Raw genomic sequence first — 14,479 nt, 5'->3', positions numbered from 1 at the left:
GGCCTGTCGGCGATTCCGGAAAGTGGGCACGATTCGGTGCATGGAGCAGATCAGGAGATACGCCGACCTCGCCAGAAGTGACCGATCCGATCTCGACGCGGTGCTGGACGCCGCTGCGGTGGGCACCCTCTCGACCGTGGTGGACGGACTGCCGTGGGTGGTGCCCATGCTCTACGCCCGCGACGGTGACCGCATCGTGCTGCACGGGTCGACGGGCGCCGGTGCCCTGCGGCACGTCGCGGCCGGCGCGCCGGTGGCGTTCTCGGTGACGATGCTCGACGGGATCGTGGTGGCGGACACCCTGTTCGACTCCACGGCCAACTACCGGTCGGCCGTCGTACGGGGCCGCCTGGCCGCGTTCAGCGGTGACGGCGCAGCGGACGCCCTCGACCTGTTGTCCGATGCGCTGATCCCCGGCCGGAGTTCGGAGGTGCGCACCCACACGAAGAAGGAGCTCGCGGCGACCCTGGCGATCGCGTTGCCGATCGAGCCGCGGTGCTGGACGGTCAAGGTGCGCGACGCACCGCCGCCCGCGCCGTCGGCGGGCGGCGGCGAATGGTCGGGGGTGGTCCCGCTGCGGACCGTGGCCGGTGAGCCGGAACCCGCACCGTGGGTGGGGGAGGGCGTCCCGGAGCCGGAATCCGTGCGCCGACTGGTCGGCGCAGCGAGGGTGTGACGGCCTCGCGGCCGCACTGAGTGACAGCATGCTGTCGATATGACAGAATACTGTCATGAGGAATCAAGTGGTGCACCTGGCCATCTACGACACCTTCGCGGACTGGGAGACCGGTCACGCCATCGCGCACATCAACCAACGTCAGTGGCAGCGCGAACCGGGTCGCTACTCGGTGTCCACCGTCGGGCTGACCCTGGACCCGGTGACCAGCAGCGGCGGCGTGCGCATGATCCCGGACCTCCTCCTGGCCGATCTCGACCCCGGGGACAGCGCGATGCTGATCCTGCCCGGGGCCGATGCCTGGATCGGGGGCGACACCCTGGCCCCGTTCGCGGCAAAGGCGCGCGCGTTTCTCGACGCGGGCGTGCCGGTCGCGGCGATCTGCGGCGCGACCTACGGGCTCGCGGGCGAGGGCCTGCTCGACGACCGTGACCACACCAGCAACGTCGCGTACTTCCTGGCCATGACCGGCTACGCGGGCGGCGGCCGGTACCGGGACGAGCCCGCGGTGACCGATCGGAACCTGATCACCGCGGGCGCGACGAACCCCGTCGAGTTCGCCCGCGAGATCCTGGGGCGCCTCGATGTCTACACCCCGGAGGTGCTCGACGCCTGGTATCGGCTGTACGCGCACTCGGACGCGAGCGCGTTCGAGGTGCTACAGGCGGCGACCGCGCAATGACCGAGCCGAAGCCGTCGGAGCTGCTCGCCGGCGCCGCCCTGACCGCGTTCCGGCTCAACGGCCAGTTCCTGGCGGTGGCGGAGCAACTGGCCCGGCCGACCGGTCTCACCGCCGCGTGGTGGCAGGTGCTCGGCGCGATCGTCGACGAACCACTGCCGGTCGTGGGCATCGCGCGGGCTATGGGCATCACCCGGCAAAGCGTGCAGCGGATAGCGGACCTGATGGTGGACAAGGGATTCGCGGAGTACCTGCCGAATCCCGCCCACCGCCGGGCGAAGCTGCTGCGTCTGACCGCCCAGGGTCGGGCGGCGATGCGGCGCATCACGCCCGACCAGCGGGCCTTCGCCGACCGGCTCGCGAATCAGCTGGGGGTCGAGGAATTCGGCCGTGCGCTGGAGGCGCTGGAACAGCTGTCGGCGGCCCTCGACGTGCTGGCGGACTGACCCGCCGAGAGGGGGCCCGGTCCCGAATCCGTCAGCGCGGGACGTCACCCGCGTTGCGCAGCACAGCCCGGTTCGATGCGATATCCACGCGCACCAGCGGCGGTGCCCCGTCCACGTCGTCCTCGCGATGCATCAGGGACACCTGGCGCTGCTCGAACTCGTGATGCTTCGATCCCTGGAACATCGCCGTGACCTGCTCGAAGCCGGTGGCCGACACGGTGCCGCGCCCACCGCGGCGGGTCCACGGCAGGAAACGGCCGCCGGTGAGGCGATTGAACAGGGTCTCGGCGAACGCGGCCAGGACGAGCAGGCACACCAGCCCCGGAATCGTCATCGCGAACAGCATCCCCATGCGGTCCGAGTGTAGGCGCGATCTCGAGGATGTGGATCGGACGTCGGCGGTTCGGCATGCTGTTTCGGTGACCACGCGATACCCGCCGATCGAGCCGTACGAGACGGGCCTGCTCGATGTGTCCGACGGGCATGTCCTCTACTGGGAGAGCGTCGGCGACCCTGACGGGGTGCCGGTGCTGTTCCTGCACGGCGGTCCTGGCTCCGGCGCTACCGCCGGTGCCCGACGGTATTTCGACCCGGCGCGGAGCCGGGCGGTGCTGTTCGATCAGCGCGGCTGCGGCCGCAGTCGCCCGCTCGCGGACGGACCCGACGCGGACCTCTCCTCGAACACCACCGCTCACCTGGTGGCGGACATCGAGCGGCTGCGCGAGCATCTGGGTATCGACCGGTGGATCGTGAGCGGGATGTCGTGGGGTGTGACGCTGGCACTGGCCTACGCGCAGCAGCACCCCGGCCGGGTGCCGGCGATGGTGCTCGGCGCGGTGACCGCCGGCACCCGCGTCGAGATCGACTGGATCACCCGCGCGATGGGGCGGGTGTTCCCACAGGAGTGGGAGCGATTCGTCGAGGGGGTCCCCGAGGCCGAGCGCGGTGGTGATCTCGCGGCGGCCTACGCGCGGCTGCTGTCCGACCCGGATGCGGCGGTTCGTGAGGAGGCGGCCAGGAAATGGTGCGAGTGGGAGGAGGCGCACGTGTCCCTGGTGCCTGACTGGCAACCGAGCCAGCGGTACTCGGATCCGTTGTTCCGCAGCATCTTCGCGCGTATGGTCACGCACTACTGGAGCAATGACTGCTTTCTCGAGGAGGGGCAGGTCATGGCCTCGATGAACCGGATCGCAGCGATCCCGGCCGTTCTCGTGCACGGTCGCTACGACGTGTCCGGTCCGTTGGACACCGCGTGGCGGATGGCCCGGCTGTGGCCGGCGAGTCGGCTCGTGGTCGTCGACGACGCGGGACACGGCGGCGGTGGCTTCGTCACGGAGTTCACGGCAGGCATCGACGCAATGCTTGCCCGCGTTCTGAATCCCTAGCTGATAGCCTCCGAGAGTCGCCGAAAAGACGACCGTGACACATTCGAGGAGGTGAGACCCGTGAACGCTGTATCCACTGGGTGCTCCCCCTGTTCTTCACGGTCGGGCGACTGAAATAGACGTCGCCGGGAGCGCCCCCACAAGGCAATCCCGAAAGGCAACAACCTATGCACTTCACTGCGGAGACATCGTCGAACGGTGTCGTCGAACGCAATTTCACTCTGGGTGACATCACCGGACTGCTCTGGTCGCCCGCATCCGGCTCCGAACCCGCGCCCCTGGTGCTGATGGCGCACGGTGGCGGCCAGCACAAGCGGGCTCCGGGAATCCTGGCCCGCGCGCACCGGTTCGTGACGGCCTGCGGTTTCCACGTCGCCGCCCTCGACGCACCCGGGCACGGTGACCGGCCCCGGACCGCGGCGGACGAGCACCACATCGCCGTCTTGCGGCAGGCTCAGGCCGCGGGCGAGCCGCTCGGCCTGGTCGTCGTGGAGATCCACAAGGACCTCGCGGCTCGTGCCGTGCCGGAATGGCAGGCGACGCTGGACGCCCTCCTGGCGTTGCCGGAGATCGGCGCCGAGGGCCCGGTCGGCTTCTGGGGCATCATGCAGGGCACCGGGATCGGGGTGCCGTTGACGGCGGCCGAGCCCAGGATCACCGCGGCCGTCTTCGGTTGCCTCGGGCAAGAATCGCTGACCGAGGCTGCGGCACAGATCACCGTCCCGATCGAATTCCTGCTCCAGTGGGACGATGAGCACGTCGAGCGTCAATCCGGTCTCGCGCTGTTCGACGCCTTCGCTTCGAAGGAGAAGTCGTTGCACGCCAACGCCGGCGGGCACGTCGACATGCCCAGATTCGAGATGGACAGCGCGACCCGCTTCTTCGCCCGTCATCTCGGACAGGTCGGTGCGTCACCGGCCTGACGTGACGGGAATCGGGTCGTGTTGTTCGGAATCCGGCCCCGGGATTCGGTCGCTTATGTATAAATGGGTCGTCCCTCGAGTCGGTCGAGGCGGCAGATCCCAACGGTGAGAAGGAGTCTCGATGCTGGTGTTCGACCCCGTCATCTCGTTGTTCAACGAGATCGCCAGTGCGCTCGGTTCTAGCGACTTGGTCGTCGAGACCTAGGACCACTCCGGAAACGGTGGGTCGAGTCACTGGATTCGACCCACCGTTTCCGTGTTCGGGGGTGTCCGCGGTCGCGGCGCCCCACGAGTTCAGATGTTGAAGTACGTGCCGGGCACCGGCGTGTGCAGGCGTGCGTCGAGTCCGGCGGACTCGAACGCCGCCGCGAACCGGTCCGCGCCCTCGGTGAAATGCGCCCAGCCGTCGGTGTGCACGGGGATGACGACGGACGGGTTGAGGATCCGGGCCACCTCGACCGCCTCCGCCGACGTCAGGGTGACCGGCACCGGGAAGCGGCCGGGATCCGCGGCCCCGGCGAAGAGGACCGCGATGTCGACGGGGCCGAGCCGTTCCCCGATCTCGCGGGTCAGCTCGACGGACGCGTTGTCCCCCGAGACGTAAATCGTGGGAATCCCCTTGGCGCTGAGCACGAACCCGGTGACCGTGCCGGTGATCGGTTCGCATCCGGCGGGGCCGTGCAGCGCCGGGACCGCCGTGACGGTGAGTTCGCGGCCGTCCGGGGCGGTGACCGTCGTGTGGTCCCACGGTGCGAGTCCGGTCACCCCGGCCAGTCGCCCGGCCGCCTCCGGCGTGGAGAGCACCGTTTCGACCCGGCCGAGCAGTCGGCGGCCCGCGTCGTCGAGATTGTCCGCGTGCTGATCGTGCGACAGGAGCACGAGGTCGATGGGGCCGAGCGCCTCCGCGGGGAGCGCGGGCGCGGTCAGCTTGGTCAGGGTGACGCCGCCCTCGTAGCTGCCCGGCTCGTCGAACGTCGGATCGGTGAGGATGCTCAGGCCGGCCACCTTCAGGTGCAGGGTGGGGCCACCCACGAGGACCGCCCGAACGCCGTGCGCCGCTGCGGAACCGGTCGATGTCGTGCTCGCTGTTGTCGAGGTCATGCCCCAAGCATCGGCCGTTCGCCCAGGCGGGACCAGTGGCCCTCAGGACATGTTTCGCTAAGATCGGGCCATGGTCAGTTCGGTCGCGGTGATTGCCTTTCCCGACATCAGCCCGTTCCACCTCTCGGTGCCGTCGCTGGTCTTCGGGCACGCGGAGAACCGCGGCACGGCGCCGCGCTACCGGGTCACCATCTGCGCCGAAGATCCGGGCATCCTGCCCACCAACGCCGGCTACGACGTCGCGGTGCGGAGTTCCCTCGACGCGCTGGTCGAGGCGGACACGGTGGTGGTCCCGAGCTGGGTGCAGGCCCGCCGGCCGTCGGATGCGTTGCTCGAGGCGATCCGGCGGGCGCACGGGCGCGGGGCGCGCATCGTCGGACTGTGCCTGGGCGCCTTCCCGATCGCCGATTCCGGGATCCTCGACGGGCGCGAGGCGGCGACCCACTGGCATGCCGCGGAGGACCTGGCGCGTCGGCATCCGCAGGTGACGGTCAGATCGGACGTGCTGTGGTCGGATCTCGGCGACGTGGTGACCTCGGCCGGTACGGCCGCGGCGCTCGACTGCTGCCTGCATCTGGTCCGATCGGACCACGGTGTCTCCGCCGCGACCGCGCTCGCCCGTCGACTGGTGCTGGCTCCCCACCGCAGCGGCACCCAGGCGCAGTTCATCCCGGTCCCCGTGCGCGAGCAGGACGGTGAGGACGAGATCGAGCGGGCGATGGCGTGGGCCCGGATGAACCTGTCCGAGCCCGTCGACCTCGATCACTGGTCGCGGGTGGTCCTGATGACCAGGCGCACCTTCACCCGGCGGTTTCGCGAGCGCACCGGGTCGAGCCCGCAGCAATGGCTGCTCGTGCAGCGGCTGGATCGGGCCCGGCTGCTGCTGGAGACGACGGAGCTCGGCGTCGACGCGGTGGCCGGCGAATCGGGCTTCGGTTCGCCTGCGTCGCTGCGGCTGCATTTCGGGCGCGCGTTCGGAATCAGCCCGTCGGCGCATCGGGACCTGTTCTCGACCGGGTGACCGGGCGCCGCCCGCGTCCTTGGGGAGGGCCGCCGCGGGCAGAAACCGCGGCGGAATCCGCGTCGCGGTGGCAACGTGGCCCTCATGAGGGCATTCCGATTCTCGTACAACATCTTCGGACTCGGCTCGCGCAATGACCTCGTGGACAGTTGTCGCCGCGCCGAGCGCCTCGGCTACGACACGGTGTTCGCCGCGGACCACCTGGGCGTCGCCGCACCCTTCCCCGTGCTGGTCGCCGCGGCCGCGGCGACCGAGCGGCTGCGCGTCGGCACGCTGGTGCTCAACGCCCCGTTCTGGAATCCGGCGCTGCTGGCACGCGAGATCGTCACCGCCGACATCCTCACCGGCGGCCGCCTGGAGGTCGGCCTCGGCGCGGGTCACATGAAATGGGAGTTCGACGAGGCGGGCATCGCGTGGGAACCGTTCGGCGCAAGGGCGGAGTCGCTGCTCACCACGATCGACCGGCTCCGCCTGCTGTTCGCCGACGCCGGTTACGAGCAGCAGTCGGGACTGCGGGAGGCCTTCGGGGTCGCAGTGCTCCGACCCACTCAGCGCGTCGGATTCGGCGGCTTCGGACCGCCGCTGAACGTCGGGGGCACCGGCGACCGGATCCTGCGGATCGCGCCGGTCATCGAGCGGGTGCGCGCGCTCGGCGGTTGACGGCCTTTCGCCGCCATCAACGGTCGGCCGCGCGTGTAGCGTTCCGGGTATCCCGCTCCGATACCCGGGGCGGGCGGTCGGAGGTCAAGGGGACGACGGTGGACCGGGCGCGAGAACGACGGCCGACCAGCGCAGACGTCGCGCGTCACTCCGGAGTGTCGAGGGCCACCGTGTCCTATGTGCTCAACGGTCGCGACGACCACCCGATCAGCGAGCAGACGAAGCGACGCGTGCTGGCGAGCGTCGACGCCCTCGGGTACACGCCGAACCTCACGGCGAGCGCTCTGCGCGCCGGTCGCAGCAACATCGTGCTGATGCCGATGCCCGACATCCCGCTCGGGTTCGCGGTCGACGCGATCCTGCAGGGGCTCGATCTGGGTCTGTCGGAGCGGGGGCTCCGCTTCCTCCTGCACGGCGACCGCAATTCGGGCGGCGTGGCCGGTGCCCGCGCGTGGGCGCAGCTCCGCCCGGCAGCGGTCTTCACCGACACCTCGCGCTGCGACGCCGAGGCGGCGGCGCTGCTGCGGAGGGCCGGGGTGCGGGCCGTGCTCCTCGCCGGACCAGAGGTGGTCCCGTACGCGCCGACCGCGCGGTTCCAATTCGATTCGCTGGCCGACTGTGCGGCAAGGTATCTCGCGGTCCGACGCGGCCATCGACGACTCGCGTGCCTGGTGCCGGGGGTCGAACTCGCCGAGCTCGGGGAGCGCCGGTTCCGGGTGTTCGCGTCGGCGGCCGCGCAGGAAGGGGCCTCGGTCGAACGGGTCGACTGCGCCCTGTCGATCGACAGCCTGCTCCCCGTCCTCTCGGTCTGGCGCGATCCGGGACGCCGCCCGGACGCGGTGTACGCGTACGACGACGAGTTCGCGTTGGTGCTGATCCAGGCGCTGCGGGAGGTGGGGCTGGAGGTGCCGCACGACATCGCCGTCGTCGGGTCCGACAACCTGCCGCTCGGCGCGATCCTGCGACCGCACCTGACGACGACCTGCGTCGACCTGCCGGCTGTCGCGTCGGGCCTGGCGGAGTCGATTCACCGTCTGGTCGACGGACTCCCCTTCGAACCGCTCGGCGATCTCTTCGCCCCGCGAGTGGTGGTCCGGCAGTCGGCCTGACGGGTCACCGCGGGGTGATGACGGCCCGGTCCCCGGTCTCGGCGCGGACGGCGATGACCCGGCTCGTCAACGCCCAGCCGGTGTCGGTCCGGGTCCACGAGTCGTCGTAGTCGCCGAGGCATTCGTAGACCGCGCCCTCGTTCGTGCCCGCGCCGACGTGGAACGCGCGGAAGTACGACCGAGTCCGGGCGGTGTCCCCGTCCAGCTGCACCTGCACGTTGCCCATGAGGTGTTGCGTCGGGCCGCATGCGTCCAGGTGGGCCCGGACCACGGCGAGAACCGCGTCGGCGCCCTCGACGAAGTAGGCGCGGGCGTCCTCGGTCATCGACGACCGGAGCCCTGGCCAGTCCTTCGCGTCGAGTCGGGCCTGGAACCGGTGCAGGCTGTCGACCACCGCCTGGTGATCGAGCAGCTGCCCGAAGTCGGCGGGCGGAGTCGATCGGAACGTCGAATCTGGCCCATCAGTTCGCACAGCTGCGCCGCCCTTCCCTGGTTGATTCGTCATGTTTCCCCTGGCCCAACGGGTGACACGTGTAACACTCTATGCGCCCGCCTTCCGGTGCCACGGGGATTCCCGCTGAGTGAGACGGGTCACATCGGGTCCGGGTGTTCGGCCGCAATCTGGTGCACGCACCTGACCTCGACAGCCGGCTCAGTCGTCTGCGCCGCGGTCCCCCCGAACACATTGAAGGACTCCCATGACCCATCCCGATGTCCTGGCCCCGGCCAAGCTGGGCCCGATCACCCTGCGTAACCGGATCATCAAGTCCGCGACGTTCGAGGGCAAGACGCCGAACGCTCTGGTGACCGATGAGTTGATCGAGTTTCATCGTCGTCCGGCCGCGGGCGGGGTCGGCATGTCCACGGTCGCGTACTGCGCGGTGGCGCCGGAGGGGCGCACGGAACGCGGGCAGTTGTGGATGCGGCCGGAGGCCCTGCCGGGGCTGCGGCGGTTGACCGACGCGATCCATGCCGAGGGGGCGGCGGCGTCGGCGCAGCTGGGCCATGCCGGGCCGGTGGCGAACGAGAAGTCGACGGGTTTGCCTGCGTTGGCGCCGTCCCGGTCGTTCAATCCGATGAGCATGCGGATGATCCGGTCGGCGTCGAAGGATGACATCGCGCGGATCACCGAGGCGCACGGGACGGCGGCTCAGCTGGCTGTGGACGGCGGGTTCGACGCGGTGGAGATCCATTTCGGTCACAACTATTTTGCGAGCTCGTTTCTGAGTCCGAAGCTCAATCACCGCAAGGATTCCTACGGTGGTTCGTTGGAGAATCGTGCGCGGGTGGTGCTCGAGACTGCGCGCACCGTGCGGGCGGCGGTCGGTGACAGGGTCGCGATCTTGGCGAAGCTGAACATGGATGACGGTGTGCCGGGCGGGTTCTGGGTGGACGAGGCGATCCAGGTTGCGCAGTGGTTGGAGGCGGACGGTGGCGTCGATGCGTTGGAGCTGACGATGGGCAGTTCGTTGCTCAACCCGATGTATCTGTTCAAGGGCGATGCTCCGGTGCGGGAGTTCGCGGCGGCGATGCCGCAGCCGGTGCGGCTCGGCGTGCAGCTGATCGGCAAGCAGATGTTTCACGCGTATCCGTATCGGGATTTGTTCATGCTCGAGCAGGCCCGTCAGATCCGGGCCGCGGTGAAGCTGCCGCTTGTGCTGCTCGGCGGGGTGACCGACAGGGCCGGCATGGACACCGCGATGGCCGAGGGTTTCGAGTTCGTGGCGATGGCGCGGGCGTTGCTGCGGGAGCCGGATCTGGTCAACCGCATCGCCGAGGACGCCCGTGCGAAGTCGCTGTGCATCCACTGCAACAAGTGCATGCCGACGATCTTCTCCGGCGCCCGGTGTGTGCTGGTCGAGCGCGCCGGCTAGTTCGCAGCGCAGTTGCCCCAGTTGCCCCAGCGGCCCCAGCGGCCCCACCCGGACACCGAGGAGGGGGGTCGACGTACGTGCGACCATGGAAGAGCCGACGCTCTACACCCGATAAGGCTGACCGGAGGCCGTGGCGATGGACGACCGGGCGAGGAACGAGCACCAGCGGGTCGTGGTCGAGACCGATCACGGCCGCGCAAGCTACAGCGCAGGCAAAGCCGTACGCATCGGCAGGGATCCGCAATTGGAGATCACGATTGTCGATCCGTTGGTGTCGCGCGAGCATGCACGGCTCAGGTGGGACGAGGGATGGCAGCTCGTCGACGCCGGCAGCAAGAACGGTATCTACGTCGGCGGCGAGCGGCGAGAGAAGGTCCCCGTCACGAGCCACGTCCTCGTCCGGCTGGGTGACGCGGTCGAGGGGCCCGTCGTGCGGATCTCGATCGAAGATCCCGACGCGACGCGACTGGACGTGGGCGGTCGATTTGACGAGTCGACGATCGAGGTAGGGGCCTCGAGCGGCCCGCCCCCGACACCGCACGAGGCGGTCCCGGCGGGATCCCTCACGGTGGGACGGTCGCCCGACAGCGACATCGTCGTCCGAGATGTGCTGGCCTCGCGCCATCACGCCATCGCCCACAACGGGCCGTCCGGCCTCGAGATCGACGACCTGGGGAGCGCCAACGGAACGTTCGTCGGCGGCGCCCGGGTGTCGCGCGCGCAGCTGACCGACGGCGACGTCGTCACGATCGGCAACACCGATTTCAGCGTGCAGGAAGGCCGGCTCGTTCCACGGCAGGTGGTGGCCCCGACCGCAGGCGGGCTGCGGGTGGACGGCGTCGGACTCGTCATCGAAGGCGGGCGGCGACTGCTCGAGGAGGTCGCCTTCACTGCGGGACCCGGCAGCCTCACCGCGGTGATCGGGCCCTCCGGCGCGGGAAAGACCACGGTCGCCAAGATCATCTCCGGTTCGGGAAGCCCCACGGAAGGCGTCGTCGAATTCGAAGGGCGCAGCGTGCACACCGACTATTCGGTACTGCGCTCCCGCATCGGCATGGTCCCCCAGGACGACGTCGTCCATCGCCAGCTGACCATCCGGAGGGCACTCGGCTACGCCGCGGAGCTGAGACTGCCGCCGGACACGAGCCGGGCCGACCGTGAGGAGGTGATCGCAGGGGTACTCGACGAACTGCAACTGACCGAGCACGCCGACACCCGCGTTGATCGTCTCTCCGGCGGACAGCGCAAACGCGCATCCGTCGCGCTGGAGTTGCTGACGGGTCCATCCCTACTCATCCTCGACGAGCCGACCTCGGGTCTCGACCCCGCGCTCGACCGGCAGATCATGGCGACGTTGCGCCGTCTCGCCGATTCGGGCCGCGTCGTCGTCATCGTCACGCATTCGCTGTCGTACCTCGAGATGTGCGACCAGGTCCTCCTCCTCGCTCCCGGCGGCAAGACCGCGTATGTGGGCCCGCCCGACCGAGTCGGGGCCGCGCTCGGCAGTACCGACTGGGCCGACATCTTCGCCCGTGTCGCATCCGACCCGGACGGGGTGTTCGCCGAATATCGCGCCACCCGCCCCGAGGCGGTGCCGCCACCGAGCCCGCCCGGGCCTCTCGGTCGCCCCGCACACACATCGGGGCGCAAGCAGCTGAGCACCGTCGCCCGCCGCCAGGTTCGGCTGATCCGCGCCGACCGGGGCTACCTGATCTTCCTGTCGCTTCTGCCCTTCGTGCTCGGCGGGCTGGCCTTGCTCGTGCCGGGCGACACCGGGTTCGGGCCGTCGGGTACCGACGTATCCGGTGAACTCACCCAGATCCTGGTGGTGCTGATTCTCGGCGCCGCCTTCATGGGCTGTTCACTGACCATCCGCGACCTGGTCGGTGAGCGCATGGTCTATCAGCGCGAACGTGCCGCCGGGCTGCTGCCGTCCGCCTACCTGACGGCGAAGATCGTCGTGTTCTGCGCTGCCGCGATCGTGCAGTCGGTGATCATGGTGCTGATCGTCTTCGTGGGCAAGGGTCTCCCTGGTCGCGGCAGCTTGATCCCCTCGGGCTCGGTCGAACTGATCGTGGACATCGCCGCCACCACTTGTTGCTGTGTGCTGGTCGGATTGGCGTTGTCGTCGGTGGCGCGCTCGAACGAGCAGGTACTGCCGATGCTGGTGGTCACGATCATGGCGCAGCTGGTGATGTGCGGAGGATTGATCACGATCACCGGACGCGCCGTACTCGAACAGGTCGCGTGGCTCTTCCCGTCCCGCTGGGGGTTCGCGGCCGCGGCCTCGACGGTGGACCTGGTCACGAATTCCACCGGCACCGAGCCGGACACGCTGTGGCAGCACACCGCATCGTGGTGGCTGCTCAGCATTGCCATGCTGGTGCTCATCAGCTGTGTGCTCGCAGTCTTCACCTACAGCCGGCTCCGGTTGCGCCGTCCGCGCCGGGGCTGACCGCCGACGACGGGCCGACCCGGCTGGTGCAAGCGAGCGTTATCGCTGTCGGCCGGGCTCCACAAGAGCCGCGGCTCAACGCACGGCTGGACCGCGATCGCTGGCTGCTGCGACGGCATCGCGGACGAGGGCATCCGGATCCGTCGCCAGGCGGCGCAGATCGGCGTTGTACCGCTCTCGCAGGTTCGGGGTGAGCGCCGTGTCCGCCAGCACGAAGACGCCGTGCCGCCGCACCGCGGCCCATGGCGAAGCGAGTCCCACGAACGCGGCCTCGGTCTCGTCCGTGTCGATCGTGCAGTACCCACTGCCGGGAGACAGCCGATCGCACACCGCGTCGTGCAGCGCGGGATGCTCGGTCAGCGCAGACTCCAGCGGGCCGTAGTCCAACGGTTGGTGGACGCCGACGTCTCGGAAGGAGGTGTACGGGGCGGTGAGCCCGCGGACGGCGATCTCCCGGGGCAGCCGATCGAGCCGGGCCGTCACCAGATCCATCCGGCCGAGACGGGAGAGCGCCGCCGCTGCCCAGGCTCGATCGGGTTCCCCCAGTCGACGGTTGCCCACAATCGCATCCAGTGCTGCGACCACTTCCGTTGTGGGGATGCCGAGTTCGCCGAGCAGCTTCGCCCACAACCACTTCTCGCGGGCCACCGGAAGATGTTCCAGTATCGCGGACACCGCGTCGGTTCCCAGCTCGCGGAGCCAGGCGCGTGCGCGTTCGGTACCCGGAGGCGCGTGGACGGGGGAGTCGGCGATCGCGATCAACTCGATCACCCTCAGGTCGGGCGGCAGCGCGGCCAGCCGGTCGAGCGCCCGCTGCTCCTCGTCGAGTTCGGGGAAGTGCCTGCGTACCTGGGTCTTGGTCAGGCTCAGCGGAATCAGCTCCCACGCCTCGTCCATGGCCACCGCGACGAACTCCCGGCCGACGACCTCCTCGTCGATCAGTGTGCGGCGCGCCGCCTTACAGGCCTTGGCGACCGTGCGCTCGAATCGGTGGTGGACGGCATGCCAGCGCTCGCCGTCATCGGCCGTCGCGGCTGCCTCGACGCGCTCGGCCAAGCGGTCCTCCGCCTCGCCTGGGTCGAGCTGCCACGGCCAGTCCGCCGGGCTCCACCGCAGCGCGTCGGCGGCGAGGTGGTCGGTCGCGACCGACGCGAGGGATTCCTCGCTGGCGACCCCGATCGACGGCCACGCGATCACGCCGCCGGCTTCGGCATAGAACTCGTGCACGGCGGCGCCGTAGATCCGGTCGTCGGGGTGTTCCACGCGCATGAGGCGCACGAACGCCACGATCTGATCCCGTACGGCCGCTTCCACGCTCGCCCAGTCCACCCGTCCGACCGTAGTGGAGGGCACGGACGCCCCGGATAGGCTCACCCCGGTGAGACCGGATCTCGAACAGCTGCGTTCCCTGCTCGATGCATCGCCCGGGTTGGCGAAACGCCCGGCCGGGCCGACGTCGCGGGACCGGATCGAGAATGTGCAGACCCGCCTCGGTCCGCTGCCTCCGTCCTACCGGTGGTGGCTCGGCGAGTACGGAGCCGGGTGGCTGCGCGGGGCCCCGATCGCGACGGCCGCGCCCGCGGAGGCCGACGAGGCGATCACGGCAGACTGGCGATCGACGGGTACTCGGCTGTGCTTCCACGCCGAGGAGGGCGGCGACACGCACTACTTCGCGCTCGATCGCCGGGGCATCGACGGCGAGTGGCCGGTGGTCCGCCGAGACCCGTTCGACGGCGACGAGTACCCCGTGGCGGAGAACTTCGCGGGATTCCTCGCTGTCCAGGCCGCCCTCGCCCGTGGGCTCCGGGACGGCCCGAATCCGACGATCGCCGCGCTGTGGCGGTCGACGGCCGGGGCCCTGCGCGACGATGGCCTGCTGCTGTACGGACCGCACCAGATCCAGGAGCGCAACAAGACATTCGAGGTGCGAGAGTATGCACCCGACTGGGTGCTGGTCGGCGACGACAGTGGGGGGCGGGGACTGTTCATGAGGCACCGCGGACGGGACCGACGCAGCGTCTATCTGCTCGACCTCGGTGCGATCGGCGGGAACCTCGCCGTCGACGGCGAACTGCTCACCGACGACCTGCTCGGATGGTTGGCCATCGGGTGAACGGGCGTCCGGGCCGCCCGGCGGTTCCCTTCATACG

General features: G+C 69.8%; 14 protein-coding genes and 1 pseudogene. 11 read left to right on the top strand and 4 right to left on the bottom strand.

The genetic code is table 11. The features are described from left to right. The first annotated feature begins 40 nt into the window (after positions 1 to 40). The 3 genes from ABIC28_RS13965 to ABIC28_RS13955 are packed head-to-tail and all read left to right on the top strand — an operon-like array spanning position 41 to position 1,801. Positions 41 to 676, top strand: a complete 636-nt coding sequence (locus ABIC28_RS13965) for a pyridoxamine 5'-phosphate oxidase family protein (RefSeq protein ID WP_269589647.1) — start codon at positions 41 to 43, stop codon at positions 674 to 676. A gap of 55 nt (positions 677 to 731) precedes the next feature. Further along, a complete protein-coding gene (locus tag ABIC28_RS13960; protein WP_354579381.1) occupies positions 732 to 1,358 on the top strand; it encodes a DJ-1/PfpI family protein in 627 nt (208 codons plus the stop codon). After that, positions 1,355 to 1,801: a MarR family winged helix-turn-helix transcriptional regulator gene (locus ABIC28_RS13955; RefSeq protein WP_269589648.1), complete on the top strand. Its 447-nt coding sequence runs from the start codon at positions 1,355 to 1,357 to the stop codon at positions 1,799 to 1,801. The genes ABIC28_RS13960 and ABIC28_RS13955 overlap by 4 nt, the downstream gene beginning before the upstream one ends. Before the next feature lie 31 nt (positions 1,802 to 1,832). Here ABIC28_RS13955 and ABIC28_RS13950 read toward each other — a convergent pair whose 3' ends face one another. Then, positions 1,833 to 2,153, bottom strand: coding sequence for a DUF6191 domain-containing protein (locus tag ABIC28_RS13950; RefSeq protein ID WP_269589649.1), 321 nt, complete (start codon positions 2,151 to 2,153; stop codon positions 1,833 to 1,835). 67 nt (positions 2,154 to 2,220) lie between these two features. On the opposite strand from ABIC28_RS13950, the gene pip reads away from it, so the two are divergent. Both pip and ABIC28_RS13940 read left to right on the top strand, forming a co-directional pair. After that, positions 2,221 to 3,186, top strand: coding sequence for a prolyl aminopeptidase (gene pip / locus ABIC28_RS13945; protein ID WP_354579378.1), 966 nt, complete (start codon positions 2,221 to 2,223; stop codon positions 3,184 to 3,186). 167 nt (positions 3,187 to 3,353) lie between these two features. Beyond that, the gene (locus ABIC28_RS13940) at positions 3,354 to 4,109 is read left to right on the top strand and encodes an alpha/beta hydrolase family protein (protein WP_354579376.1); all 756 of its coding nucleotides are present in this window, start codon (positions 3,354 to 3,356) and stop codon (positions 4,107 to 4,109) included. Positions 4,110 to 4,403: 294 nt separating this feature from the next. Here ABIC28_RS13940 and ABIC28_RS13935 read toward each other — a convergent pair whose 3' ends face one another. Beyond that, positions 4,404 to 5,210, bottom strand: a complete 807-nt coding sequence (locus ABIC28_RS13935) for an MBL fold metallo-hydrolase (protein WP_354579374.1) — start codon at positions 5,208 to 5,210, stop codon at positions 4,404 to 4,406. A 70-nt stretch (positions 5,211 to 5,280) separates the two neighbouring features. On the opposite strand from ABIC28_RS13935, the gene ABIC28_RS13930 reads away from it, so the two are divergent. From ABIC28_RS13930 to ABIC28_RS13920, 3 genes and pseudogenes are all read left to right on the top strand, one after another. After that, the gene (locus tag ABIC28_RS13930; RefSeq protein WP_097211720.1) at positions 5,281 to 6,231 is read left to right on the top strand and encodes a GlxA family transcriptional regulator; all 951 of its coding nucleotides are present in this window, start codon (positions 5,281 to 5,283) and stop codon (positions 6,229 to 6,231) included. A gap of 84 nt (positions 6,232 to 6,315) precedes the next feature. Further along, positions 6,316 to 6,855 (top strand): annotated as a pseudogene (locus ABIC28_RS13925) (LLM class flavin-dependent oxidoreductase); the annotation flags it as partial. Between the two features lie 134 nt (positions 6,856 to 6,989). Continuing rightward, on the top strand, positions 6,990 to 8,000 hold the full coding sequence (locus ABIC28_RS13920) for a LacI family DNA-binding transcriptional regulator (RefSeq protein WP_354579372.1): 1,011 nt from the start codon (positions 6,990 to 6,992) through the stop codon (positions 7,998 to 8,000). A gap of 4 nt (positions 8,001 to 8,004) precedes the next feature. Here ABIC28_RS13920 and ABIC28_RS13915 read toward each other — a convergent pair whose 3' ends face one another. After that, on the bottom strand, positions 8,005 to 8,505 hold the full coding sequence (locus tag ABIC28_RS13915) for a nuclear transport factor 2 family protein (RefSeq protein WP_097211717.1): 501 nt from the start codon (positions 8,503 to 8,505) through the stop codon (positions 8,005 to 8,007). 193 nt (positions 8,506 to 8,698) lie between these two features. Between ABIC28_RS13915 and ABIC28_RS13910 the strand changes: the two genes are divergently transcribed. Further along, positions 8,699 to 9,874, top strand: coding sequence for an NADH:flavin oxidoreductase (locus tag ABIC28_RS13910; RefSeq protein WP_097211716.1), 1,176 nt, complete (start codon positions 8,699 to 8,701; stop codon positions 9,872 to 9,874). Positions 9,875 to 10,010: 136 nt separating this feature from the next. Then, a complete protein-coding gene (locus tag ABIC28_RS13905; RefSeq protein WP_354579599.1) occupies positions 10,011 to 12,329 on the top strand; it encodes an FHA domain-containing protein in 2,319 nt (772 codons plus the stop codon). 75 nt (positions 12,330 to 12,404) lie between these two features. On the opposite strand, the gene ABIC28_RS13900 is transcribed toward ABIC28_RS13905, so the two are convergent. After that, on the bottom strand, positions 12,405 to 13,658 hold the full coding sequence (locus ABIC28_RS13900) for a DUF4303 domain-containing protein (RefSeq protein ID WP_354579369.1): 1,254 nt from the start codon (positions 13,656 to 13,658) through the stop codon (positions 12,405 to 12,407). A gap of 49 nt (positions 13,659 to 13,707) precedes the next feature. On the opposite strand from ABIC28_RS13900, the gene ABIC28_RS13895 reads away from it, so the two are divergent. Next, entirely contained in the window at positions 13,708 to 14,442 is a 735-nt protein-coding gene (locus tag ABIC28_RS13895; protein WP_354579367.1) for an SMI1/KNR4 family protein, read from the top strand. Positions 14,443 to 14,479 lie beyond the last annotated feature (37 nt).

Source organism: Rhodococcus sp. PvR044 (assembly GCF_040548995.1).
Lineage (GTDB): Bacteria > Actinomycetota > Actinomycetes > Mycobacteriales > Mycobacteriaceae > Rhodococcus_G > Rhodococcus_G oryzae.
Note: the sequence above shows the minus strand (reverse complement) of the source record. Positions and strands in the feature narration are given on the sequence as shown.